Origin of the sequence: Gottfriedia sp. OAE603 (assembly GCF_040543965.1) — a bacterium.
In the GTDB taxonomy this organism is placed as follows: domain Bacteria; phylum Bacillota; class Bacilli; order Bacillales; family Bacillaceae_G; genus Gottfriedia; species Gottfriedia solisilvae.
In genome coordinates, this window is record NZ_JBEUNN010000001.1 from 2,914,789 (window position 1) to 2,938,953 (window position 24,165).

The 24,165-nt window shown below is 33.1% G+C and carries 25 protein-coding genes and 2 pseudogenes; 9 read left to right on the forward strand and 18 right to left on the reverse strand.

The genetic code is table 11. From position 1 onward, the window contains the following. Positions 1 to 128 precede the first annotated feature (128 nt). Together ABID96_RS14970 and ABID96_RS14975 are read right to left on the reverse strand one after the other, a co-directional pair. A complete protein-coding gene (locus tag ABID96_RS14970; protein WP_192602716.1) occupies positions 129 to 845 on the reverse strand; it encodes a YwaF family protein in 717 nt (238 codons plus the stop codon). Between the two features lie 174 nt (positions 846 to 1,019). Further along, positions 1,020 to 1,604 (reverse strand): vWA domain-containing protein, encoded by a 585-nt coding sequence (locus ABID96_RS14975; RefSeq protein ID WP_192602717.1) that lies wholly within the window; start codon positions 1,602 to 1,604, stop codon positions 1,020 to 1,022. Positions 1,605 to 1,704: 100 nt separating this feature from the next. Here ABID96_RS14975 and ABID96_RS14980 point away from each other — a divergent pair, with 100 nt between their 5' ends. After that, on the forward strand, positions 1,705 to 2,211 hold the full coding sequence (locus ABID96_RS14980) for a hypothetical protein (protein WP_192602718.1): 507 nt from the start codon (positions 1,705 to 1,707) through the stop codon (positions 2,209 to 2,211). A 36-nt stretch (positions 2,212 to 2,247) separates the two neighbouring features. On the opposite strand, the gene ABID96_RS14985 is transcribed toward ABID96_RS14980, so the two are convergent. From ABID96_RS14985 to ABID96_RS14995, 3 genes are all read right to left on the reverse strand, one after another. After that, positions 2,248 to 2,919 (reverse strand): glucosaminidase domain-containing protein, encoded by a 672-nt coding sequence (locus ABID96_RS14985; RefSeq protein WP_192602719.1) that lies wholly within the window; start codon positions 2,917 to 2,919, stop codon positions 2,248 to 2,250. 204 nt (positions 2,920 to 3,123) lie between these two features. Then, positions 3,124 to 4,461 (reverse strand): cell division protein FtsZ, encoded by a 1,338-nt coding sequence (ftsZ, locus tag ABID96_RS14990; RefSeq protein WP_192602720.1) that lies wholly within the window; start codon positions 4,459 to 4,461, stop codon positions 3,124 to 3,126. A 496-nt stretch (positions 4,462 to 4,957) separates the two neighbouring features. Beyond that, positions 4,958 to 5,464 (reverse strand): protease inhibitor I9 family protein, encoded by a 507-nt coding sequence (locus ABID96_RS14995; RefSeq protein WP_377896927.1) that lies wholly within the window; start codon positions 5,462 to 5,464, stop codon positions 4,958 to 4,960. A 382-nt stretch (positions 5,465 to 5,846) separates the two neighbouring features. On the opposite strand from ABID96_RS14995, the pseudogene ABID96_RS15000 reads away from it, so the two are divergent. From ABID96_RS15000 to ABID96_RS15015, 4 genes and pseudogenes are all read left to right on the forward strand, one after another. After that, positions 5,847 to 6,564 (forward strand): annotated as a pseudogene (locus tag ABID96_RS15000) (3-ketoacyl-ACP reductase). A gap of 156 nt (positions 6,565 to 6,720) precedes the next feature. Then, the gene (locus ABID96_RS15005) at positions 6,721 to 6,921 is read left to right on the forward strand and encodes a cold-shock protein (protein ID WP_087998782.1); all 201 of its coding nucleotides are present in this window, start codon (positions 6,721 to 6,723) and stop codon (positions 6,919 to 6,921) included. A gap of 286 nt (positions 6,922 to 7,207) precedes the next feature. Further along, positions 7,208 to 8,554: a D-serine ammonia-lyase gene (locus ABID96_RS15010; protein ID WP_192602723.1), complete on the forward strand. Its 1,347-nt coding sequence runs from the start codon at positions 7,208 to 7,210 to the stop codon at positions 8,552 to 8,554. A gap of 95 nt (positions 8,555 to 8,649) precedes the next feature. Beyond that, positions 8,650 to 9,228: a hypothetical protein gene (locus tag ABID96_RS15015; RefSeq protein WP_192602724.1), complete on the forward strand. Its 579-nt coding sequence runs from the start codon at positions 8,650 to 8,652 to the stop codon at positions 9,226 to 9,228. Positions 9,229 to 9,276: 48 nt separating this feature from the next. Here ABID96_RS15015 and ABID96_RS15020 read toward each other — a convergent pair whose 3' ends face one another. The 3 genes from ABID96_RS15020 to ABID96_RS15030 form a co-directional block, all read right to left on the reverse strand. Beyond that, positions 9,277 to 9,456: a hypothetical protein gene (locus ABID96_RS15020; protein ID WP_192602725.1), complete on the reverse strand. Its 180-nt coding sequence runs from the start codon at positions 9,454 to 9,456 to the stop codon at positions 9,277 to 9,279. A gap of 137 nt (positions 9,457 to 9,593) precedes the next feature. Continuing rightward, positions 9,594 to 9,785, reverse strand: a complete 192-nt coding sequence (locus ABID96_RS15025) for a hypothetical protein (RefSeq protein ID WP_192602726.1) — start codon at positions 9,783 to 9,785, stop codon at positions 9,594 to 9,596. Positions 9,786 to 9,841: 56 nt separating this feature from the next. Then, on the reverse strand, positions 9,842 to 10,264 hold the full coding sequence (locus ABID96_RS15030) for a hypothetical protein (protein ID WP_192602727.1): 423 nt from the start codon (positions 10,262 to 10,264) through the stop codon (positions 9,842 to 9,844). A gap of 249 nt (positions 10,265 to 10,513) precedes the next feature. Between ABID96_RS15030 and ABID96_RS15035 the strand changes: the two genes are divergently transcribed. Next, positions 10,514 to 11,908, forward strand: coding sequence for a PQQ-dependent sugar dehydrogenase (locus ABID96_RS15035; protein ID WP_192602728.1), 1,395 nt, complete (start codon positions 10,514 to 10,516; stop codon positions 11,906 to 11,908). 116 nt (positions 11,909 to 12,024) lie between these two features. On the opposite strand, the gene ABID96_RS15040 is transcribed toward ABID96_RS15035, so the two are convergent. The 5 genes from ABID96_RS15040 to ABID96_RS15060 form a co-directional block, all read right to left on the reverse strand. After that, positions 12,025 to 12,588 (reverse strand): hypothetical protein, encoded by a 564-nt coding sequence (locus ABID96_RS15040; RefSeq protein ID WP_192602729.1) that lies wholly within the window; start codon positions 12,586 to 12,588, stop codon positions 12,025 to 12,027. A 387-nt stretch (positions 12,589 to 12,975) separates the two neighbouring features. Beyond that, the gene (locus ABID96_RS15045) at positions 12,976 to 13,362 is read right to left on the reverse strand and encodes a spore coat protein (RefSeq protein ID WP_192602730.1); all 387 of its coding nucleotides are present in this window, start codon (positions 13,360 to 13,362) and stop codon (positions 12,976 to 12,978) included. A 232-nt stretch (positions 13,363 to 13,594) separates the two neighbouring features. After that, positions 13,595 to 14,200 carry a Dph6-related ATP pyrophosphatase gene (locus ABID96_RS15050; RefSeq protein ID WP_377897071.1) on the reverse strand — a complete coding sequence of 202 codons (606 nt, stop codon included), beginning with the start codon at positions 14,198 to 14,200 and terminating at the stop codon, positions 13,595 to 13,597. 412 nt (positions 14,201 to 14,612) lie between these two features. Then, positions 14,613 to 15,203, reverse strand: coding sequence for a dienelactone hydrolase family protein (locus ABID96_RS15055; protein WP_192602732.1), 591 nt, complete (start codon positions 15,201 to 15,203; stop codon positions 14,613 to 14,615). A 212-nt stretch (positions 15,204 to 15,415) separates the two neighbouring features. Continuing rightward, on the reverse strand, positions 15,416 to 16,318 hold the full coding sequence (locus ABID96_RS15060; protein ID WP_192602733.1) for a DMT family transporter: 903 nt from the start codon (positions 16,316 to 16,318) through the stop codon (positions 15,416 to 15,418). A gap of 474 nt (positions 16,319 to 16,792) precedes the next feature. Between ABID96_RS15060 and ABID96_RS15065 the strand changes: the two genes are divergently transcribed. Then, positions 16,793 to 18,259 (forward strand): spore germination protein, encoded by a 1,467-nt coding sequence (locus tag ABID96_RS15065; RefSeq protein WP_192602734.1) that lies wholly within the window; start codon positions 16,793 to 16,795, stop codon positions 18,257 to 18,259. 286 nt (positions 18,260 to 18,545) lie between these two features. Continuing rightward, a complete protein-coding gene (locus ABID96_RS15070) occupies positions 18,546 to 19,442 on the forward strand; it encodes a LysR family transcriptional regulator (protein WP_192602735.1) in 897 nt (298 codons plus the stop codon). A gap of 155 nt (positions 19,443 to 19,597) precedes the next feature. On the opposite strand, the gene ABID96_RS15075 is transcribed toward ABID96_RS15070, so the two are convergent. The 3 genes and pseudogenes from ABID96_RS15075 to ABID96_RS15085 all read right to left on the reverse strand — a co-directional run bounded on the left by ABID96_RS15075 (position 19,598) and on the right by ABID96_RS15085 (position 22,532). After that, the gene (locus tag ABID96_RS15075) at positions 19,598 to 20,224 is read right to left on the reverse strand and encodes an alpha/beta family hydrolase (RefSeq protein ID WP_192602736.1); all 627 of its coding nucleotides are present in this window, start codon (positions 20,222 to 20,224) and stop codon (positions 19,598 to 19,600) included. A gap of 204 nt (positions 20,225 to 20,428) precedes the next feature. Further along, entirely contained in the window at positions 20,429 to 20,869 is a 441-nt protein-coding gene (locus ABID96_RS15080) for an NUDIX hydrolase (RefSeq protein ID WP_377896928.1), read from the reverse strand. 198 nt (positions 20,870 to 21,067) lie between these two features. After that, a pseudogene (locus ABID96_RS15085) lies at positions 21,068 to 22,532 on the reverse strand (flavin monoamine oxidase family protein). Positions 22,533 to 22,754: 222 nt separating this feature from the next. Here ABID96_RS15085 and ABID96_RS15090 point away from each other — a divergent pair. Beyond that, a complete protein-coding gene (locus tag ABID96_RS15090; protein WP_192602737.1) occupies positions 22,755 to 23,294 on the forward strand; it encodes a helicase in 540 nt (179 codons plus the stop codon). A 76-nt stretch (positions 23,295 to 23,370) separates the two neighbouring features. Here ABID96_RS15090 and ABID96_RS15095 read toward each other — a convergent pair whose 3' ends face one another. After that, positions 23,371 to 23,727, reverse strand: a complete 357-nt coding sequence (locus ABID96_RS15095) for a hypothetical protein (protein ID WP_192602738.1) — start codon at positions 23,725 to 23,727, stop codon at positions 23,371 to 23,373. A 142-nt stretch (positions 23,728 to 23,869) separates the two neighbouring features. After that, entirely contained in the window at positions 23,870 to 24,148 is a 279-nt protein-coding gene (locus ABID96_RS15100) for a cadmium resistance transporter (protein WP_192602739.1), read from the reverse strand. Positions 24,149 to 24,165 lie beyond the last annotated feature (17 nt).

Here is a 24,165-nt window from a genome sequence, read left to right on the forward strand (position 1 = left end):
CAAGTTATATACTAGCAAGTTGATCTGTGCGTAATGAATAGTGTCAATTTAGATTTTGGGGGAATGTAAGAAAGAAAAGTACTAGAACTATTTCTAGTACTTTTTTTACTTTCGTTCTAAAACACTTTTCATCCATTTTCTCTTCTCATATTTTCTTTTCTTTGCAATATTCCCATAGGAATATACGTAATAATAAAAACAAAAATGGCAATGATTTCAAGATTAATATAATACATGATTCCACTGCCCAAAAATGATAATATTGTTTTTGAATCGGTTGGGCTCGCTAAATAGAAAAAGTTCGTGTCAAGCTGTTGGTTTAAGAAAAAAACTGGCACGGCAATTATGTTCACACATACATAACTATATAAAATGGCTTTCTTTGGAACTCTGTAGCCTTCAAATTGAATAAAATACAAAACGGCTAATGGAATTGCTGAATGATGAAGGAAATATTTTATGAAACGGAAATGAGGAAAATGGTAACCAATCTCAGGTGTAACCATACTTAAAATAGGAGGAAAAATACCAATAAAGAATAACAAGTTAAACACTTTATTGCTCTTTTTGAGGAATAAGAACAGTGCTAAAAAGGTACTTATGGAGCAAAGTTGGATTGGAAGATCACTCGCGTCCCATTGATTTGTTAGTATTAACCATATATGCAATGAAACCTCACTAAGAAGCAGCATACTAAAAAGCACCCATTTAATTGTTTTTTTGTATGGCTGAAGTGTCTTTCTGTAATAAATTAAAGCGAAAAAAGTTATTAAGAATAAAATGAATGTAACAATATGGGACAATGAAAACATTTCGAAATCACGCATTTCTGTAACAGAAAACATGATGTCTCACCTCTTAATGTAAATTGAAGTGCTGTTTACTATCCATTGTATTCCATCACAAATGAACTAAGACGCTAGCAGACTAGTACTACTAAAAAATATTTCATACAAAAAGAGAGCTAAGATTTATTCTCTCGGGCTCTCTCTTGTTCCTCTTATATATCAAGTATCTTATCATTTCATCCTTTTCTCAGATACAGCCTCACAAATGACATTGTACATGGACTCGACCCCTTCTTCAGAAGCTTCAAAATGATAGGCATTTTCCCTTGTAATCCCAATACTTTCTGCTTCTTTTGCTGCATCAATATTTGCTCCCATGAAAATAAATTCCCAATTGTATTTTTCTTGTTGGTGTCTAATCAGTTCTTGTACTTTTCTATAAGTAAATTCGCTACTCGCATTTTCCATTCCATCTGTTGTAATGACAAAAATTACTTTTCCCGGTCTATCTTCTTCAATTGTTTTAGTCAATCTGTAACCAACATCTAAAATCGTCTTTCCTACTGCATCTAATAGTGCCGTTGTACCTCTAACGAAATACTCTTCTTCAGTTAACTTTGTTTTGTTCGCATGAATACCATTCCATAAAATCTCATATTGGTCATCAAAAAGCACCGCTGTTAGAAAAGTTTCCCCTTCAAGCTTACATTGTTTTTCAATCAATGCGTTAAATCCTCCAATTGTATCACTTTCAAGTCCCGCCATTGATCCACTTCTGTCTAGTAAAAAAATGATTTCTGTTTTATTATGATTCATTCTCATCATCCTCCTGTTTCTTGATGTTATAATAGTAACGAAATTCATTCATGAATTGGTCGCCTGTGAAGCGACATTTCTAGGAGGGTAAAAGATTCAAATGCTTACTAAAGAGATTTTAAAAGAATTAAAGGAGTATGTTGATAACCATTTACTTCTCTTCTCATCACATGTTTTAGAAGAATACCAATATAGTCTCCAAGAAGAACGTATCGATCTTCACTCCATGGAATTAGAAGATTTTATAAAAAATAAACGGAAACCTACTCTTAGCGAATGTTTGTTTCAGTTTATTGACCAAAAAAAGACGAGTGATCCAGTGATCTATAAAAAGGCGGGTATTGATCGAAAACACTTTTCAAAAATCCGCTCCAATCCAAACTATCTTCCAAAGAAAAATACCATTATCGCTCTAGCCTTTGCGCTTGAACTAAATGAGCCTGAATTTGAAGAACTGTTAAGTACTGCCGGTTACTCTTTATCAGACAGTGATACGAGTGATCTAGTCATTCAGTTCTGTTTGGAGAAGAAAATATATGATATAGATTTAGTCAATCAAGCTTTGGAATACTTCAGTCTAAAGCCGTTGAATGGACTGCTTAAGTAAATAAGAAAGCCCTATTCAATAATCAGAATAGGGTTTTTAATTTAGCATACTCATTTTCTCCCTTGTATCTTTTCCAACAATTCCATCCTCTACCAAGTCCTTTTCTTTTTGAAAAGCTTTTACAGCAGTTAATGTGTTTACTCCAAAGATTCCATCTACTTTAATGCCCAGTAAGCGTTGAATTTGTTCAACATATACTCCTCTAGAACCAAACTTCAATAATGGATAAGTTACAATATCATATCGAGTTAAATCATTTACTTCAATAATCTTTATTAGCTTACTAGCATAATCCGGATCAGTTGCATAATCCGGATCAGTTGCATAACCCGCATCTTGAATGAATTGGGCTACCACTTTATAATCCTTTTCTCCAATAACCTTTTTATATTTATTCCGATCCCAGGTAACCCCGTTTTGAAATAAAATTGCTAAATCATACATTGACTCATACCAGGAAGGATATTTTCTAAATGCTGTATCAATGTAATATCTTTCTTTTTTAGCATTGAATTCTGCAGTTCTCATTGTGACCGACTCACCCAAATAAGAACCCTTAATACCAAACAAATTCTTTCCATTTAAAGCTAGTCCACTTTTCCCCCAATTTGATTCAAGAATAGCTTGCGCAATGATGATCGACGCTAAAATATTAAATTCTTTTTGAATGCGCTGTGCATGCGGCAGAATTTCATCTATGAAAGACATAATTCATTTTCTCCTCCTAACTATTTTTTAGATTTCATTTTGTATATAAGTTAGGTTGGAAGGAATCTATTGAATGTCTTTTGACTTATTTATGAATTTAATTTTCATTATGTAATTTATTTCTTACTAGCCCCCGAAAATAGCAAACTTATAAAATACAAAAAAAACTGATTTCCCAAAACAGAAATCAGCTTTTTTATTCAATCATTGTTGTCTTTTTCTTTTCCTTAAGAACGCCGGAATATATGAAGATTCTTCTGGCTGTTCTACGTAGCGATCATATTCTTGTCCTTGTTCGCTACGAGTGATGCGATGTGGTCGTTCGTATTCTTGCACATGTTCATTACGGTTCGGTCGTTCGTATTCTTGCAAACGTTCATTACGATTTGGTTGTTCATATTGATATCTGTCATATTCTTGAACTCGTTCGTTTCGGTTGATGGGTTCATATTCATAACGATCATATTCTTGCACTTGAACTCTTTCACTACGGTTGATTGGTTCATATTGTGGACGTTGTTCTCTTTGATAAGATCTAGATACTTCCGCCGCCCTAGGCTCGGGAGCAGTTTTGATTGGTGCATCCTTTTGCTCTGTAAATCCAGTGGCAATGACCGTTACGATAATTTCATCTTTTAAGTTCTCATCAATTACCGAACCAAAGATCATATTTAATTCCTCATGGGAAGCTGATGCAACGATATCGGCTGCTTCTTGTACTTCAAACAGACTTAAATTGTGACCGCCCGTTATGTTCATAATCACACCATGTGCGCCATTAATCGATGTTTCCAATAATGGACTATTCAGTGCTTTCTTAGCCGCTTCTACTGCACGACCGTCACCTTTTGCTATACCAATTCCCATTAGGGCTGTTCCTTTATGTGACATGACTGTTTTCACATCAGCAAAGTCCAGATTGATTAATCCCGGTACTGCAATTAAATCGGAAATCCCTTGAACCCCTTGGCGAAGTACATTATCCGCTTCACGGAAAGCTTCAAGCATTGGTGTCTTTTTATCTACTAGCTCTAATAAGCGATCGTTCGGAATGATAATTAGCGTGTCCACCGCATCTCTAAGTGCTTTAATTCCACCCTCTGCGTTTGTAGCACGCTTCTTGCCTTCAAATTTAAACGGACGTGTGACAACCCCTATTGTTAGCGCACCAAGATTACGGGCAATTTTCGCGATTGCTGGAGCAGCACCAGTGCCTGTCCCACCGCCCATACCAGCCGTTACGAACACCATATCTGCGCCTGCTAATACTTCTTCAATTTGATCTTTACTTTCTTCTACAGCTCTTTTTCCTATTTCTGGATTTGCACCTGCTCCTAACCCTCTTGTAAGCGAAGCACCAATTTGCATGGTGATACTGGCTTTTGATTGTTTAAGCGCTTGTGCATCTGTATTAAAGGCAATAAATTCTACGCCCTCAACTCCATCTTCTATCATTCGATTCACGGCGTTGTTTCCCCCACCGCCAACACCAATGACTTTTATTTTCGCTAATTGTTCTATATTTGCATCAAATTCAAACATGATTATTCCTCCTTGTCTTTCAAATCCCAATGGTTTACGCTAACCAAAATTTGACCGAAGAACCCCTCATATGTATCGAACCTTTTATCTTTTTATATGTATTTTTGTAGAATAGGAGACTAGCTGACATATAACTAACTTTTTGATGATCTAATTTACCAAAACTTTTAAAGTACATCAAATAAAATAAGAGAATGGCTTAAAAAAGCTCATGTAGATTACGCTACTAGGAGTTCATTCAAAGTTACAAAGCAAGCTCCCTACTCTAGTAAGTACTCCCCCTTATTATAAAGTTATTTTAAAGTGTTTAGTAGAATAATTGATATTTCATTTTGTGGTGTAATTGCATGAATTTAACGAGTATCATTACGTAAAGCAATTGAAACGATAATGTTTGATACAGAGTTTTAATATTTCATAAACCTTTTTAATACTCTCCTTTATTTGAGTAATATCGGTGAATATTTCTATACCAACAAGTACTTCGTTTCTACCTTTACAATTGATTAAACGGTGCGATTGGAGGCATTAGATGAACTTTTCTATTTGGATAGATTTTTTCGATAACAGTTGATTGTAATAATCTTTTTATTTCCACTGCAGGTAAATCCATTGAAACGCCATTAAGTACAGTCTTATACGTATGTCTAATAGAATATGGAACTTGATGATCATCAAGTAATGTCGTCAGTTCCTTCTGAAATAATTCATGACTTTCCTCAACCTGTTTTGTTGCTTCTTCCAATGTTAACTGCTTTCCCTCGGCCTCAGCTTCCAAAACAGCGATCTTTGCTGGCTTTGTTTTAAATTCAATGATAATTGAAATGAACTGATTACTAGAAAGGTCAATCGACGGATCTACATAGAAAGATGTACTCATCGTATCTTTAACCACCTTCTCTTCATTTATCAAACCATACTTAAAAAGAGTCTTCTCATTCCAATTACATATGCTAGAAAGTATTGTTATAAATAAAATGCATCTTCTATAATACTTCTTCATAATGATGACAACTCCTTTTAGCATGTAATGCAGCAATTAAATTAATATTTTCACCTTAATTTCTATTACCTGATAGATTCCTCTATCTCAACTAATTCCGATCATTTTATTTCTTCAATTCTTCACAATGATGAGTTCCCTATTTTTAAAACAACAGAAGTAAAGCTTTTGCTAACCTAAAAGACAATGAACTGCTTCTTTTGGATATAACCGGTCTTATACTTATGATTAATGTACACTAAATTTTAAAAAATATAAGTAGCGAACTAGTTGTAATCAAACTGCGCACTTCTTTTAAAAGCAGATGGGAGTCATTCTATTCGTAATTAATATTTAATTTTGGTATGATTTAATAATATTTTTAATTTATAGGAGTGATGAAATGAATTCTTTAAATGGAAAAACGGCCATCATTACAGGAGCAGGTAGAGGGATTGGCCGCGCTACTGCTATCGCGTTAGCTAAAGAAGGTGTTCATTTAGGATTGATTGGCTTAAACATGCCTAATCTTGAAAAGGTAGCTGCTGAACTTTCACAATATGATGTAAATGTTTCTGCTGCAGTTGCAGATGTAACCGATCTTGAATCTGTTACGCATGCGGTTGAACATATCAAATCCGATCTTGGTTCAATTGATATTTTGATCAATAACGCAGGTGTTGCTAAATTTGGTGGGTTTCTTGAATTAACGCCTGAGGAGTGGGAAAAAATCATCCAAGTTAACTTAATGGGAGTCTATAATGTAACAAGATCTGTACTTCCAGGTATGATTGAGCAAAATATATGGTGATATTATCAATATCGCTTCATCTGCTGGTCAAAAAGGTGCTCCGGTTACAAGTGCATATAGTGCTTCTAAATTCGCTGTTTTAGGTCTTACAGAATCGCTTATGCTTGAAGTAAGAAAGCATAATATCCGTGTAACGGCTTTAACACCTAGTACGGTAGTAACAGATTTGGCAATTGATACAAATCTTGTTAAAGGTAATGAAGAAAACGTTATGCACCCTGAAGACTTAGCTGATTTAATCGTTTCAAGTTTAAAACTTAATCGTAGAGTTTTTATAAAATCAGCTGGGCTTTGGTCAACAAATCCTTAAGCATCTATGGCCAATGAATCATGAATTTTTCAATTCATTGATCGGTGAAGTTAAACCAATTATAGTAAAAGATTGTAGGCGATTTGCTTATCTTGACAATAACTGGTAATATAAAGATATTAATTCGTGTGCAGAGCACACAAGGAGGCTTTTTTAATGGAACATGGTAAAGTAAAATGGTTTAATGCAGAAAAAGGTTTTGGATTTATCGAGCGCGAAAACGGAGACGATGTATTCGTACATTTCTCAGCTATTCAAACTGATGGATTCAAATCTTTAGACGAAGGCCAAGCTGTAACTTTCGAAGTTGAGCAAGGTCAACGTGGCCCACAAGCTACAAACGTTCAAAAAGCATAATATTGAACCAAAAATAGTCAGAACCTTTTAGGTTCTGACTTTGTTTATTTATATCAACAAATTACTCCCTCAATACTCCACAATCAGATAAGCTGTAAAACTCTTTTACAACCGAAATTCATTCCTCCCCCCTAAGTTAAATGCCTTCAGATGTAATTTTTCCACAAACACAAAATAATCTAGAATCTCGGACAAAATTCGCCATTTCCGAAAAGCTATTAAAGGTTTATGCAAACTCTTTAAAGAATAAACTAAATTAGAAGAAATTATATTGGGGGAACAACTTATGAAAGAAACTGAAATTCAAGTTTTAAAAAAACAACATCCTTTACTAAACAATCTCATTTCCCTACAGGAAATATTTTGGGTAAATCCGAATATTGAATCATTTCAAACAGCAATCAAAAAATCCCCTCTCACTCAAGTGGATGTAAAAGATGCAGAAGATCGCTTACAAAGATTTGCACCATATATTAAAAAAGCCTTTCCTGAAACAGAAAAATCAGATGGGATCATTGAGTCTCCATTAGTAAACATCCCTTCAATGAAAAAATCATTAGAACGAACATATGAACAAAAAATATTTGGTGAATTATTACTAAAGTGTGATAGCCACCTTCCTATTTCAGGATCGATTAAAGCTAGAGGTGGCATTTATGAAGTACTCAAAACTGCTGAATCATTAGCCCTTCAACACGGCATGATAACAATCGATGAAGATTATTCGATCTTACATAGTGATAAGTTTCGTCATTTCTTTTCACAATTTTCTATTGCTGTAGGCTCAACTGGAAATCTTGGACTTAGTATTGGCATCATAAGTGCACAACTAGGGTTCAAAGTGACAGTTCATATGTCAGCCGATGCGAAGCAATGGAAAAAAGACTTACTTAGAAGTAAACAGGTCGAAGTCATTGAATATGAGGCGGATTATAGTAAAGCCGTTGAAGAAGGTAGATTACAGGCAGCAAATGATCCAACATGTCACTTTATTGATGATGAAAATTCCCATGATCTCTTTTTAGGATATGCCGTAGCAGCTTCTCGTTTAAGTAAGCAATTAGAAGCTTTACATGTGAAAGTAGATCAAGAACATCCTTTATTTGTTTACCTTCCATGCGGAGTCGGTGGTGGTCCTGGTGGAGTCGCATTTGGATTAAAATTGATGTTCCAAGACAATGTACACTGTTTCTTTGCTGAACCGACTCATTCACCGTGTATGCTACTAGGTTTAATGACAGGTTTACATGATCATATATCGGTACAGGATGTCGGCATCGATAATATCACTGCAGCTGATGGACTTGCAGTTGGTAGAGCTTCTGGTTTTGTCGGACAAACAATTGAACCATTCTTAAGTGGGAATTATACAGTGAGTGATGAACAATTATACTTATTACTAAAAGAACTTCTAGATACGGAAAATATCTTTTTAGAACCTTCTGCTCTTGCAGGTATGATTGGGCCAGTAAAATTATGTAATGAAAAAACGGACTATATACTCAGGCAAAATCTAACAGAAAAAATGCAGAATGCGACTCATATTATTTGGGGAACTGGTGGCAGTATGGTTCCTAAGGAAGAAATGGAATTATATATTCAAACAGGCTCAATATTAGCAAGTCGAAATTGATTAAATAGAAAAATCTTAAGTAAAACATTATGAAACCGATATCTCTCGTCAATACTCATAAGAAGAATATGAATATTGGCGGAGGTATAAACAATATGGATTGCTATAATGGAACTTATATTTGTGGACACCCGGGGAAAATAAAACTAGATGATCAATTAGTCTTTAATGAACTTTATGTAGAAAAGATTTTTTTGAAAAAATGTTACGATTGTAGAAATGCAGAATTTGAGAATTATAAACAAAAAAAGAATGACTATTCAATGGAAATCTCAAATGAAATGGGCTTACCTGCTTTGGTTGGTAGCGAAAAACAAGTAGCCTGGGCCACGACATTACGTGTAGATTTTATTAAACAATTAGAAGACGAAGAAAAAGAACTACTTTTATACAAAAATATAATGAGTACTGGGACATACAAAAACCAACCACGAATGGTTTCAAAAATAGCATTTGCAGAGAAATTAATTAACGAATTAAAAGTGTCGATCACATCAGAAAAAGAGGCGAAGACCTTTATTGATATGAGAGGTAAATTAGGAAAGGGTATCGTAAACGGTATTCTTCACAAGAATAATTTATTTCAATGGATTTGGAAAAACGCCGTATCAGAAGAAGTAACCGAATTTGCACTCTCATTAGAATTGTGTACTAGAGAAGACTTAACTTCATAAACAATCATCAAAAAAAGAGAAACCTATATTAGGTTTCTCTTTTTTTACTTATAATTGATCCATTGTAACTGAAAACACATAACTTTGATAACGATCGCAACCTACATAATTGTAGCGCTTACCATCCTTTGCGAATGTCTTGCCATCATCTTGAAATCCTAAATCATGCAAAACATCTAGAATTGAACCCTCTTCATAGTCTTTTCCTACTTCGAATTCGATACTCAAGTGCTCACCCTCAATTATGTTTTTGTAATTAGTTTGTATCAATTCGAAATAAACTATTCACTTTTTTAATGAAGGAAATTCTTGTACAATCTATCTCAAGCTTACGATATGAATTTAAGTAGTTTTGCACTCTCTGTTCACTCTTTATCTAAAAGTTTTTCAAGCCGCTCTAATCTCTTTTCAAGCTCATTTATTTTCTGATCTCGCTTTTGAGCATTCCCTTTTCGAATACCTTTAATTAGAAAATAAATTACTAATATGATAATGAGCCAAAAACCTACTATTTCTAATAGCGTACTTGAGTATTCTACCCCGACTCCTTGTTCCAATGGTCTTCCTCCAAATTTCATAATATGTAATGATTTAACGTTAATTCATCCAAAATTTAAACTTCTTCCTGATATATTTCTAATTTGATCGCCTTCAAATTCAATGGAAATTTAAACTCTTGAAGATTCTCTACATGATGAAAAAAATCATCAAGATTCACAAAATCCATTGACCATTCTTCTATCGTAATATTTCTTAGTTCAACTGTAGGGTTCAATAAAAATTCACAGTGGAGTTGTTCCATATGAGAATATTCGTCTTCATCATAAACTGTAAATTGACGGACAAAATCAAAATGAAAAAGTTCTTCTCCAGTAAAATCATATACTCCACATTGAACTAGAATTTCTTTTTCCTCTTCTCCCTCAACTGATTCCTGACAGAAATTCTTAAATGTTTCCCAAACTTTTTTTATATCATTGGTATCTTCACCAATTCGGTCTTTAAAATAACTTTCAGCCTGTTTAAACGAAATCATACTAATCCTCCATTTTTTGCTGCGTCCTATCGTCTTCAACTAAACACATTTGTTATTTGTATCGTAAATGATATCGAAACTTACTTCAATCTTTATATTGGACTAATCATTTACTCCTCTTCGACTTAAGTCACTTATAATCTTTGTCTACTATAAATGCATTTCAAAATCTTAATCGGTACCGGTACTAACAGAACTGCTCTCATCATATTTTATAGAAGAAAAAAAGATAAAGGAGGTGTATAGTTTGTGCAAAAAGTGAAGGTTCGTTTACGTCCCCTTGTCAGTAAGATTAATTTACCGACTGTGTTGAAAACAACTATACTTCCAGGTGAATCCATTGAAAGATTATTTATTGCAACCCAGGTTGGAGAGATCTTTTACATAGGAAATGGAGATATCAGGACTTTTTTAGATATTCGTCCGCTTGTTTTGAAATTAGGTGCTGATGGTGGTTATGATGAACGCGGATTGCTAGGTCTAGCGTTTCATCCCAATTTTTATCAAAACGGACTATTTTATCTTCATTATTCGGTAGCCGGAACTCAAGGTCCAGGAGCTCTTCCTAAAACGTTTAAACCTAATCCATGTGACCCAAAAACTTTAAAGCTAAAATGGGAGAATAGGGAAACTCAATATGATCATATTGATACAGTTGAGGAATGGGTTTTACAATCAAATACTCAGCCACAAAAAAGACGAACATTACTGAACTTAAGAAGGCCATTTTCTAATCATAATGGTTTTAATAGCTTAAATTTTTCACCTGAAACAAAGAGACTTGTTTTAACAACTGGAGATGGTGGTTCAGGCTTTGATCCATTTAACTTAAGCCAGAACAATCTCGAAATCGCAGGTAAAATTATTGAAATTGATGTTGAACAGCAAATAAACATCAACACACCACCCACTGTCACACGTTTTAATGAACTACCCACAACAATCCAACAAACACTCTCTGTAATGGCCAAAGGGGTTCGCAATATACCAGGTATTTCATTTCAGAAGGTTTATCAGCAGTATATTAAATATGCAGGTAATGTCGGTCAGAATTTGGTCGAGTCAATTTTTTCATTTGTTCAATATAAACCAATACCTGTTTCTCAACTTATTCAAGCTTCATCCATGAATTCTGAACTTAATGAAGAAGGTTTTATTAACTTTGGATGGCGAGGCTGGGAAGGTGCTTTCCCTACTTCCTTTATCAGACCCTGCGCAGATCAACCGAAAACAGATGAGAAAACAATTGCTTTTTATAATGAATCAGTATCACTTTCAAGTAACCGACTTCAGCCTTTAACTAGTTACTTTCATAAAGATTCAAGACCTGATAAATTTGAAGGAATTGCACTAACGGGAGTCCAGCCGTATATGGGAAATGGAATCCCTGGTTTAACTGGAAGCGTTGTGTTTACAGATTTGGCTCAAAAATCTCATGGAGTTTTAGCTTATACAAAAGTAAGACCTGATGGGAAACAAAGTGATTATAATGTGATTCAAACCGAATATGATTTTGGATCTCAATCATCATTTTATGTTAGTTTAGGTACCAATCTAAATCAGACCAGTTTATATTTAGGGGTCTATGGCTCAATGAAAGTAACTGATTATAACAAAGGAACTATTTTTGAAATCGTTCAATGAATAAATTAAAATGACCACGGGCTTAATTTCATACCCGTGGTTTACTTATTTTCTATGTAAAAAATTTTTATCCTATTATCCCCACTATGTTCCTAAGACTCAGGTAAGTTAGAAAACTAGTTAATAAAAATAATCTTTATTCTAAAAAAAATGATCAAACCTATTTCAACCCACATCCAGCTATATAGTAAAGTAAATAAAAAAATACCTCCTGTTTTAAAAATTGAAATGGAATCAGATACTCCGGGACCTAAAACTGGAAATTGAAAAGCATATAATAGGCTCATAATGCCTAAAAATAATAGAATTGCACCAGTCGCAATAATATTTACTCTCTTCTTAAAAAAGCAAAAAGATGACCCAATCCCTAGTCCCAACAGACCTGTTGTAAAAGGAAATACCATTAGTTCAGTGGGCTGTAGGATACATAATAATAAAATGGTCAAAAAATAACACTTTATCCCAGATGATATTGAAAACATCGAACATAATAAAATGGGTGCAGTAGCAAGTGGACTTAAAAATAATCCAATCCCTGGTAAATAGCCACCTGCGGACTGCAAAATCGCAGCAATACAAGCAAACATAGACACTATCATGAATTTCATCATGGTTTTATGTTGATGAAACATGAGTTGAAATACTCGAACCTCATTAGAAATATCTCTAAAAAAATACATATTTTCACCTCATTATAAAATCTTTAAATATTGATATTCACTATTTATATGAAATGAATTGAATAGTAATACTCTTCTAAACAGTAACATCCAGCATTTTTCATCTTTTTCGATTTCAAACACAGGAAAGATTCTTAATGTATTAACAGTCGTGATCATTGCGGAAGAAAAAAATAAAATACCATCTTTTTTATCCAATTGACAAAAAAGATGGTATAAAAGCGAAAATGAAAATGAATCTATATTGGCATAATTTTTTTGAAGTTTGTTGACTACAAATTGCTTCAAAAAAATTATAAAACTCCAGCAAAAAATCAACTAACAAATTTGAAATATTCTAAAACCTATTAGGAAAAATATACTTTGTCCCATGCTTCTCAAATATTATTAGCCGATTTTTGCTACTAATTGTGCTAATAGTTGAATTGCAGCTTGGATGACTGCTTCAAGTTGCAGTTCAGTTTGTGTTACTACAATTCCATCTGAATTTTCAATGTAAACTGATTGTGCTTGTAATTGAAGGTTTTCTAAGGATTGAGCAACGCTTTGTAATTGACTAATTCTAGGATCATCACCAAATAGAATAATCACAGCCTCAATTGCAGCTTGTAAAGATGCTTGTACTAAAACTAAAGCTTGAGCTTCAGTTTGAGTAACTGCAATGTTGTGTGAATCGCGAATTACTAATCTTTGAAATTCTGCTTGTGCGTTTTCTAATCTATTAAAAGTTCTTTGTCTTTCCTCTGTACGAGAACGGATTGGATAGAGTGCCATGTAAATCACCTCCTTAATATTTAATATAACTTATTCAAAATATTAGAAAGTAGATTGGACAAGCAACCTAGTACATATATGGAATTTAATAGTTTAGCAAAAATTACACTAGTAAAACCGCACATTTTGATTTAATTTTCATCTTTTTCTTTTAGAATCAGATCAGTAAAACAGAATCTAGTTTCTCCTGTATATACATCGGCTGTCAGCTTCATTTCTCCTACAAGATACTCTATTGGCTTATTAAAAATCGACCATCAAAAACAAATGAATGGTACTCCCCGTTCTCACCGCAAGGGTCAACGCCATCGGGAAGTTCTGTAATCAATTGATTATTTATTTCTTTACCAGAAAATCCTTCTGGCAATCTTGTTAAATCCACACAAGTAATAATCGTTTTATATCCTAGAGACAAAAATCGATTAAGTACATTTGTCGTACCTTCTCCCCACAATGGAAAGATTGGAATTATTTCTAATGGCTTAAGCATTTCCTCACGATATTTACGTACATCTTCAAGAAATAAATCTCCAAAAGCAATATGATCAATTCCTTGCTCCTTTAACTCTGTATTAACCCGGATCATGATTTCTTGATATGTTTCATTAGAACAATTTTCTGGAATCCATATCTTTCGCAGTGGTATTCCAATTGATTTTGCTTGAGCTTCTAATAATTCAACCCTAACCCCATGAATGCTCGTACGATTAAAACCTTCTGTTACAGATGCAATAAGCACAACTACTTCATACTCATCAGCGTGCAAAAGATCATGCAATGCCAAGGTTGAATCTTTACCACTAAAAGATACTGCTACTTTTTTCTTAACGATGGTGATTTCCTCCTTCTCTAGATATTTCTGCTATGGAAGACCTTTCCTATTTAACTAACTCATTGCATTAACTTAAAATGATTGTTTAAATTGGTAATCCTTTACATATTTATCTAAAACCAATCATTCTTTTCTCATAATACATATTGCCGTCCACTGTATTTATGCTTAAGCTATATCCCTGAAATATATATCTTCTCCTAAGTAACTATGTATCAATTTATTAAGTTTTTATCATACACATCTTACTTTTCCTTTCAAATGATTTATATGATTAAATTCATTGCATTTAGGAAAAGTCCTTGTACAACTTTACTGCCGTATAATGAAATAAGGATGGTCGATAATAGATCATCCTCTTTTTGTTTTTCTTATTCAACTAAAACAGGCGTAAGTTGTATAAAACCTTATTTCATAATCAATTTTTCTTTAAGAAGTTTAACAATTCGTTTAAAGCGTTTTGGTATGCTTTTTCATTGAATTTTATAGAGTATGGGTCACTAAACCCGTGTTGACCAAAGTATTTATATATATCTATATTTTTTATTTGTAAATTTGAAATTAACTCATCCACGCTAAAGGATTCTTCCTCTTGAGGAAAGAATAAAATTGTAGGGCATCGCGGCACTAATTGTGTGTAATTCCTAATTCTCGAACCATAGTAACCTACAACCCCATCAAGACACTCTTCCTCACTACACAACCAAGCAACAGTTGCTCCAACACTAAATCCAATAATATATATTTTCATGTATTTATTTTTAACATCTAATAATAAATTCTTTATCTTTTGAGTAGCATCTGCGAAGCCTACATTTTCCATAAAATTGAGATAAGCAATCTCCTCTTCAGAATAATCAAATGTTTGTTCACGTTCTAATAAGTTTGGACAGATCACATCAAAATCCTGATTTGATAATACCTCACAAAAATTCTTTATATGTTGATTAATACCATAGATTTCGTGTATCACAATAATCAATTTATCTGATTTATTCAGTATTTCCATTTTGAACCCCCTTAAGAGTGATTCTAAACTATAATTGTAATTATATCATCTGTCATTAGACTGATATGAACGAAACTGTCAAACTACTAATAACAGTCCTAAAACTAAGATTTTTCCAATAAAAAAATCGACTAAACAGTCGATTTGGGTTTACAACTAACGTTAGCGTTGTTCAATAAACTTCGACTTGGATAACGAGATTAAACAGGGTACTAATTCTGTTCAATCTCGTTATTTAATGGGGCTACTTGTTCCTTTGCAAATTTACGAGCTGCTACCACACATAATACAACGACAATATTCACGGCTATAAGTAACCAACCAACTTTCTCTTTCAAAATCAAAGAGGCAAGCAATAATCCAAAAAAAGGTTGGAGAAGCTGCAACTGTCCAACCGCCGCTATGCCGCCCTGAGCAAGACCTCGATACCAAAATACAAAGCCGATGAGCATGCTAAATAAAGATACATAAGCAAGACTGAAGAGAGCAGGATGGCCGATGTCCTCCCACGATCCTGGAGCAAAGTAGTACGAAAGTGGAAGCATAAAGGGAAGAGACAGAACGAGAGCCCAAGAGATCACCTGCCAGTTCCCTAGACGACGTGATAGTCTAGCACCTTCTGCATAACCGAGACCACATACAATGATAGAAGCCAGCATGAATGCGTCACCGATAAGTGATGATTCCCCTCCATGTATTAGAGCAAATCCTGTCACCAGAAAGCTACCTATGGCTGAAAAGATCCAAAAGGCTGGTCGGTGGCGTTCACCACCTCGAAGTACTCCAAAAATTGCAGTCGAGAGTGGAAGTAACCCAATGAAGATAATCGCATGAGCAGACGTGACATACTGAAGTGCCAACGCTGTCAGTAGCGGAAAACCAATTACAACCCCGAACGCCACTACCAATAGTGGAACAATGTCGCTACTGACAGGTCGTTTCACCTTGAAAATTAAAAGGAGAGCTCCTGCCAATACACCAGCTATTGCAGCACGGCAGACTGTTAAAAACAACGGATCAAATTCAGCCACAGCCAAGCGCGTTGCGGGTAACGAACCACTGAAGATGAGAACTCCTAGGAAACCATTAATCCAGCCTTTAGTTACTTTATTCATAGCAATCACTCCAAATCATGTCTATTCAAACCCCTTTATGGATAAACGACTATTAACTGGATTTGATAAATAAGAACTCTTTTTTGACATATTAATAGTACTCACATTGCGAAAATAATTTAATTCTACTCAAATTCCACAACCCCCAATTCCCATAATATGTTAATTCTCGAACTTAAATGATATTTCCTTCAATAAGTCACGATTGAAATTAGTTTCAATTATCAATTATTTAAACTGCCAAATTTGTTATTTAAAAATCACTAATACTCACCAATTTGATTTGTGAAGTTTCAGGAAAAACAAATGCTTATATTCCATATCGTTGTTCGACTATCGCTTACAATAGTTAAAAAAGAGTAAAATGCAGAAAGGTATATTTTCATTGAAAAAGAAAGTACATTTAATTGAATATTAATCAAGTAATTTTAGATACTAAAAGAGATTGCTACAACGTTAGATTCGAGGTGATATATGAATAACGTAGTACAAGATTTAACCAAAGGCCTGAATAAAAATATAAAAAAGATAAAAGAAGCGTTACATGGGTCACCTGAATTATTTGTAAGGCAGATTCAATTGGACCAAAATGGAGACAACATCGGTGCATTATTGTATATAGAAGGCATTGTAAATACGGAGCTAATACGGCAGAGTATTATTGAACCATTACATAGTGTCCGAATCAAGGATAAAGATACATTTATGAATACGTTGGCCTGTTATTATATTCGTTCAGAAAATGTTGAGGTCGTTACATCTATTTCATCTTCTGTTGAAGGGATTATAAGTGGTAAAACGCTTGTTTTAATTGATGGATTTGAAAGTGGTATACTTGTCGATACAGCTGATTGGCAACAACGATCAGTTGAACAGAGTATAAGACAACGTAATATTCAAGGACCGTTGATTGCTTTCTCAGAACAAATGAAAGTGAACTTAAATTTACTTCGTAATTTAATTCAATCTTCTACATTTATGGTAGAAAAAAAGAAAATCGGAAAAGTCGCTAAAACAGATGTGGCGATTGTTTATTTAACTGATCGAGTTGATCAAATAGCTTTAAAAGAGGTTCATAATAGAATTAATTCATTAGAAGTTGATTATGTTCTAGAGTCAAGGGTAGTTGAAATTGCGATTGAAGGAACGCAGAAAACATTTTTCCCACTTTCTTTTATAACTGAGTTACCAGATGCTGTAGCTTCCGCATTGTATGAAGGAAGAATTGCCATTCTGGTGAATGGTACCCCAACTGCAGCAATTGTGCCTAATTTATTCGTTCAATACTTTCAGCAACCAAGTGACTATTATCTTAAACAATTAAAGTTTAGCGTTCGCCTTATTACAATAATAAGTCTCCTGATAACAATCTTTTTACCTGGATTTTATCTTGCATTTGCAAAATTTCATGACAATTTGGTATCAAAAGAGTTCCATAAAAAGTTTTTTGAAGAAACAACCACCATTTTTCCTTTATGGGCTGAAGTATTCTTGCTTATCTTTTTATTACAAATATTAGGACTTGGTTCATATAAAATTTCAAGGGAAATGATGCTAGTTGTTTCATTAATCTCTACAATTACAATCGGTACAACAGCAGTAGATGCAAAGCTAGTACACCCCCTTAGTCTCATCGTAGCGGGGGTAGTTTACCTTACTAGCACTATGCTTACAATAGGGACATTACCGAGTTCCCTTCAACCAATACGCTATATTTTTCTTTTTATAGGAAATTTTTTCGGTTTCACTGGAATGGGGATTGCGTTTTTACTATTGATTATACATATGTCTCGTTTACGTTCAGTAGGTGTTCCATATCTAGCACCGTTCATCCCTTTTAATTTCAAAGAATTTAAAGATGTTTTTTATAGAGGAGATTTACGTAAATTAATTAATAGTTCACACAAATATCCGCATGATGATAAGAATAAAAATAACTAGACAAAAAAAACAAAACTCTAATGAAGATGTACAGAATGTTAATTGATCTTATTGAGAAAATGATTGTTCGATGCACCTGTACCTTTAATTTTAAAAATGTATAAAAATTAATAAAGAAAATTGAAGTATAAAGGATCTTGAAGGGTCCTCTATACTTTATTTTTCATATACAACGAACGCATACGTTGTTCAGTAATTTGATATTTACTACTTTTTATAGAAGAATGTATACAGTTTCAATTGATAGAAAAAAATAAGTTTGTAAATTTTTATTCGAGGAGAATTTATGAAATTTGAGCAAATGGAATATATCGTGAAAGTTGCGAATGAGAAATCTATGAATAAGGCTGCAGAAAAATTACATATTACAAGTTCAGGAATTAGTCAATCTATCTCCCAACTAGAGAATGAATTAGGAATAACGATTTTTAACCGTTCAAAAAAAGGAACAGTTCCTACAGAAGAAGGGAAGATTGTCATTAAAAGAGCTAGTGAAGTCTTGCAAATTATATCTAAATTAAATGAAGAGCTGTTTAATTATAAAAATAATAAAAACGTACATTTAAAAGTTGTAGCTGCTCCTACTTTCGCATCCGTTCTTCAACAAGCATTGAACAGAATCCATGGTGAACATCCTAATGTTACAATTGAAATTGAGGAAAAAGCTCCACCTCTAATCATGGAAACGATTAGACACACTGAATATGATTTTTGTTTTTTTCCTCAAGATTTAGAGATTCTAGAGAGTGAAAAAAATATTAGCTATGATCTAATTCGAACTGATCGTGTTCATGTTATTGTAGGAATACACTCCCCACTTTTTCATTTTAGCTACGTAACACAATCTGATGTACTAAATATGGACACAGCGTGCTATTCAATCTATTCTGATTATTATTATTCTAAGTTAATTAAAAAGAATAAAAATAAAATCAAAATAACTACAAACAGTATAAATATCCTTGCAGAGGCTGTTAAAGAACAGAATCTAATTGTCTATTCTCATGAGTCAGGAGCCAAATTACATCCGGACATTCTCAGTGGAATGATTAAATCTATACCTTACAAAGAAATTGATGATTACGTTTATAAAGATTTGTGGGTAATCTATCCAAAAAACAAAAACCTTACTGATATAAGTAAAAAGTTTATTGAAATTGTTAAAGAATTAGCCACTCAGTGATGGTGGCTATTAATGATTCCCTATTAGTCTACTTTGTACCATAATTTTCCGAATAAGTCTCTGCATAAGCCAACTATGAATCGTAAAAAACTACGATTCACAACTGTGAATGAAAATAGAACTACCGCATGCGTTAGTTTAATACGGATTAAATATTAAAATTTATGTATGATGTTCATTATCTTCTTTAATAAGTCTATTGAATCGAAGATGTTGTTCTCTATTTCTAAACTATGATTTGCGCCTTCAATTAAATTTAGATTTAATATATTATTACCTTTTAAGACTTCAAACCTCTCTTCGTTATACCACTGATCACAGTCACCAATGATACAAAGTCCTTTTTGATCTGCATTCTTTAATGCAAGATAAACATCGTCTCTTTGTAATAATGGAGTTAACCAATATGCTTCTGCAGATTGAAATTTAGGATTATCTAAAAGATACGTCATTGCAATAGTTCCAATGGATTTAGCTATAATTTTAAAATGTTCGTATTTATATTCAGAGATGATTGATTCAATTACAGATAGAATATCATTTGTAAAATCAACTTCATTTAATGCAGATAATTCCTCTTGAGAATACCTATAATTTACATGCAGAACATCAATATCCTTTTTTATTAAAATCTGCGTAGTATAACGAAGCAATGGAGACTCCGTAGTATACCCAGTGCCAGGTAAAATAATGGCTAAACAATTTGATTTTTCATCTTGTTTATAAAAAGTATATGGAATGTTCTTATTACTCGAAGTAATAAGATCGCCACTAATCTTCAATTTACTTTCCTCCTGAATAGTTTAAATTATATAATTCCATATCATCAAACATTATCCTTTTTGAACCCACCTAAAAAAAATCATTAGTAAATCAAAAAAAGAATCTCTTATCTAAGAAGATTCTTTCGATGTGTAATTTATTGATATCTTTAGAAGCGTTGAAAAAAGTTTATTACTAACGCATGAATTAGTTGAATTAGATTATTAAAATTCAATATAAAAAGGATGGATGTTTTCATTTAAGCAATATTCTATTCTTTGCCTAAAATTTTTCCAAGTTACCATTTCTAAAGCTTCGTCGATTGAAAAATATCCCACTTCTAAACTTTCTGAAGAAGTTGTCAACTTACCACCTATTGGTTTAGCTAAAAACAATGTATTAAAAATAGAACCACTTACATTTTGGAATACTCCACAAAATTTTAAAACTTCAATTTCAATTCCACTTTCTTCTTTTGTTTCCCTAATTGCAGCTTCTTTCAATGATTCCCCTTCTTCAACTTGCCCACCTGGCATTTCCCATCCTCTTTGTGGACCTTTTATTAATAAAATTTCATTTTTATCGTTAATTACAATTGTTGCGGCTGAAATAATATGTTTTGGTGGCAAGAAAACATTTTCTGTTCTCTTAATCTTTGAAACCAAAAAAATTCCCCCTTCTAACTCTTTAACCCAAAATACACTTCTTATATATTCTAGAAATATATATTGAGTCCTTTCGGAACTAAACTACCAGTTAGCAAAATAAAAAGGCTGCAAAGCAGCCTTTCGTGTTGTACAACAAACGCAAGCAGTAGTCGTACAAGAAATTCTTCTATTTTAATCATTTATTTAAATGTATGGTTATCTATTATTAACTTCATAAGCCGTTCTAATTCCAGCTTCAATGGCACCTTGAATCCAACCGGGAGTAGTAGATGAATGTGATCCTGCGAAATGAATTCTACCTTCTGGTGTACTTATATATTGGCCTAATTCTTTTACTTGGTCAGGTTTAAACATCACAAAAGCCCCTCCATAATAAGGAAATTTCGACCAATTATGTGAGAATCCTATTAAAAACTCCGAAAATACTTGATTGCCGAATATATAAGAAAGATCATTCAAAGCAATTTTTATTCGCTCATGTTGTGTCATATTATCCCAGATGCTTGAATCGTCTTCCCATGTGTAGCTAGCAAGCATAATTCCTGTACTGTTCGTTCCACCGGCAACATGACTAGGAAGATATGCAAATTTGATTGGGAGATCAGTTGTTATTTTACCACCAAATAACCCATATTTTTCCCAAAATCTTGTTTTAAATTGTAGACCTATTTTAGTTGAATTAGCATAATGTATCTTTCTAATTACTTTTCTTTTTTCATATGATACGGATTCAAAGGGAAGTAAATCTACAAAATTCAGCAATGTATATGGAATTGTAGAAATAACAAAATCGCTAGTCAGTTGATGTTCGGTATTTAATATTTGATTTTCCGTATATATTGTTACATTTGCTTCTTGTTGTATGATTTTTTTAACTCTTTGATTCGAAATAATATCATCTTTAAGCTGTGGTAAAAATCCATTAATAAGATGATCTGTTCCCCCTGTAATTTCATAAAATTTAAGGTCCTTTGTTAAGAGTACCAAAACTTCTCTTAATATAGCAGTAAATGCAAGTTCACTAAATCCTTCTATTCCAACCATCGTTTCAATCATATCGATTGCTTCTGGAGATAAGGATACACTAACAGGGTTATATTTTAAAAAGTTAGCCATTGAATAATGATCATACAAATTTATAACGATTTCCCAATTTTTTTCAGGATCTTGATTAATAAAATCAATTACAGGTCCAATTGCTAATAATAGTAATTCAGTTGCAGTTTTCCCTTGTTCACTTGGGTAAACTTTAAAGTTTAGTTGATCTGGATTTGCTTTATAACTGGTTTCATTTGTTAATACATTATTTATGAACATTAAATCATTTGGTGTACTATTTATAAATTCATTCACTTGAAGATTGAATTTTTTTAATATATTCTAAAACTAGATGATGAATTGAAGGTATCCGCATTGCACCTAGATCTATATATTGATTATTAATAAAAGGTTCCCTTTTTGTGTAAATTCTTCCGCCAATTCTATTATTAGCTTCTATAATGGTAACTCGATGTCCAGCTTCTTTTAATAGTGAAGCTGCAACTAAACCGGATATACCTGCACCTATAACGGTTACATCCTTCGGTGAATTTGTTTTTTGTAATCCATTATGAATAATGTGAATCATTTGCTCCATAGAAAGCAGTAATTTTTGAATCATAAATATCACCTCAACTTGCAATATATAAATATCCATTACATATTATTCATTTACAAGTTGAAGTAGAATTTCAAAAAATTTATTCTTCTGATAAAAAACTTATATAACGAACCTAACAGTTAGTCGAAAAAGGAAATCTATAAGATTTTATAGAATATTAAAAGTCAGTCCATTAAATCGTTTTGTGAGACTTTATTCAAAAGTTGATAGGAGTGAATTCGAATGAGTATTGAAAATCAGAAAATATATCCAAACTGTCAAACTATGCCCAGATCAGTAGAGGTTGGCGGACTTACGAAATCACAGCTTATTATGAAATTGCAGGAAAATTCAATTTTGCTAAATGAGTATGGAGAACGGTTATTAGCTGATGAAAAATTTACGACTTCTGATAAAAAGTACAGCCTTGAAACCGTAGAACTAACCGTTAGCAACCTCGGCTTTTTTGAAGGTGCTACGACTGCTCAGATTTTTAAAAGAGCTAGCGAACTCGGTTTGGAATTGTGTCCACCTGAGCTTGGACCGTACTTAAGACTCGAATATCTTGATCAGCCAGAAGGTAATTTGGGAAGTTCTATGCAGTATCAAGCTCCATCTGGTTCGATTACAATAGCTTCAGAAGTACTGAAGGAAGATGATGATTTTCCGAAAGGCTTTTATCTTAGAAGAATAAACGGTGAGTTGTGGCTCCGCGGATACCGTGCTGATCATCTACACGTTTGGAATCCTGGTGATCATTTTATCTTTTGTCAAACAAAGTGAAGAGATCTTTTATTAGAGCAAAACTACTTACTAAAATAAGAAAAAGACTGCCATTATATTGCAGTCTGAGAGAAGATTATACTTGTCTGTTAAATGAAGTACTGAGATTCTCTAATGTATATACCCTAGCTGAAAAAAGATATAGTTCATTATAGTTCCGTTCTATATATTCACTAATAATATTTAACCCTTTTACTAAATTGTCTACTAATAAATAAGTGTATTTTTCATCCCAAGTAAATCGATTAATTCTGATTAGTTCATCTGCTAGTACTTGAAACCTAAATTCCTCGATTAGTAGTTTTATTTGATATATTTTATCTGTATTTTTAATAAAGTTGTGTTTACTAGTTTCATGACTTTTGTGAATAAATTTTATAAAGCCATTTATACTGCCAGCTAACATATTTGCTTTTTGCATCTCAAATTTCATTTCCCCATCCCCTAAAGTAGAAAAATAATACAGTATTAAGAATATTGTATGTTTTGAGACGCTATCATAATACAAACAATAACTAGTTTTATTCAAAAAAATAAGAGCCACACCAGTGACTACAGCGTTTTCAACTAAAACTTTAGTTGAAAAAAAATATTAAATTGAATGTTCCATTTTCTACTAGAATGTAAATTCCAAGACTTATTAGTACAAATGGAGCTACTATATGTCCATAACTTTCTAATCCTTTTGCAATGAACGGATGACGAACGAATAAAGCACCAATATAGCACCATAATGCTACTAGACAAAGGAAAATTACTATAATCATTATAATTTCCCCAAAACTTTTACTCGAAAAATATGGTATATATAACCCGATATGATTTCCTCTATTTGCAAAAGTGACCGTAGCCAATTTTAAAGTATCAGGAT

Bases quoted from the DNA above. Each gene is read 5' to 3' on its own strand.
- ABID96_RS14970 (WP_192602716.1), bottom strand. From the start codon at position 845: ATGTTTTCTGTTACAGAAATGCGTGATTTCGAAATGTTTTCATTGTCC.
- ABID96_RS14975 (WP_192602717.1), bottom strand. From the start codon at position 1,604: ATGAATCATAATAAAACAGAAATCATTTTTTTACTAGACAGAAGTGGA.
- ABID96_RS14980 (WP_192602718.1), top strand. From the start codon at position 1,705: ATGCTTACTAAAGAGATTTTAAAAGAATTAAAGGAGTATGTTGATAAC.
- ABID96_RS14985 (WP_192602719.1), bottom strand. From the start codon at position 2,919: ATGTCTTTCATAGATGAAATTCTGCCGCATGCACAGCGCATTCAAAAA.
- ftsZ (WP_192602720.1), bottom strand. From the start codon at position 4,461: ATGTTTGAATTTGATGCAAATATAGAACAATTAGCGAAAATAAAAGTC.
- ABID96_RS14995 (WP_377896927.1), bottom strand. From the start codon at position 5,464: ATGAAGAAGTATTATAGAAGATGCATTTTATTTATAACAATACTTTCT.
- ABID96_RS15005 (WP_087998782.1), top strand. From the start codon at position 6,721: ATGGAACATGGTAAAGTAAAATGGTTTAATGCAGAAAAAGGTTTTGGA.
- ABID96_RS15010 (WP_192602723.1), top strand. From the start codon at position 7,208: ATGAAAGAAACTGAAATTCAAGTTTTAAAAAAACAACATCCTTTACTA.
- ABID96_RS15015 (WP_192602724.1), top strand. From the start codon at position 8,650: ATGGATTGCTATAATGGAACTTATATTTGTGGACACCCGGGGAAAATA.
- ABID96_RS15030 (WP_192602727.1), bottom strand. From the start codon at position 10,264: ATGATTTCGTTTAAACAGGCTGAAAGTTATTTTAAAGACCGAATTGGT.
- ABID96_RS15040 (WP_192602729.1), bottom strand. From the start codon at position 12,588: ATGTATTTTTTTAGAGATATTTCTAATGAGGTTCGAGTATTTCAACTC.
- ABID96_RS15045 (WP_192602730.1), bottom strand. From the start codon at position 13,362: ATGGCACTCTATCCAATCCGTTCTCGTACAGAGGAAAGACAAAGAACT.
- ABID96_RS15055 (WP_192602732.1), bottom strand. From the start codon at position 15,203: ATGGAAATACTGAATAAATCAGATAAATTGATTATTGTGATACACGAA.
- ABID96_RS15060 (WP_192602733.1), bottom strand. From the start codon at position 16,318: ATGAATAAAGTAACTAAAGGCTGGATTAATGGTTTCCTAGGAGTTCTC.
- ABID96_RS15065 (WP_192602734.1), top strand. From the start codon at position 16,793: ATGAATAACGTAGTACAAGATTTAACCAAAGGCCTGAATAAAAATATA.
- ABID96_RS15070 (WP_192602735.1), top strand. From the start codon at position 18,546: ATGAAATTTGAGCAAATGGAATATATCGTGAAAGTTGCGAATGAGAAA.
- ABID96_RS15090 (WP_192602737.1), top strand. From the start codon at position 22,755: ATGAGTATTGAAAATCAGAAAATATATCCAAACTGTCAAACTATGCCC.
- ABID96_RS15095 (WP_192602738.1), bottom strand. From the start codon at position 23,727: ATGAAATTTGAGATGCAAAAAGCAAATATGTTAGCTGGCAGTATAAAT.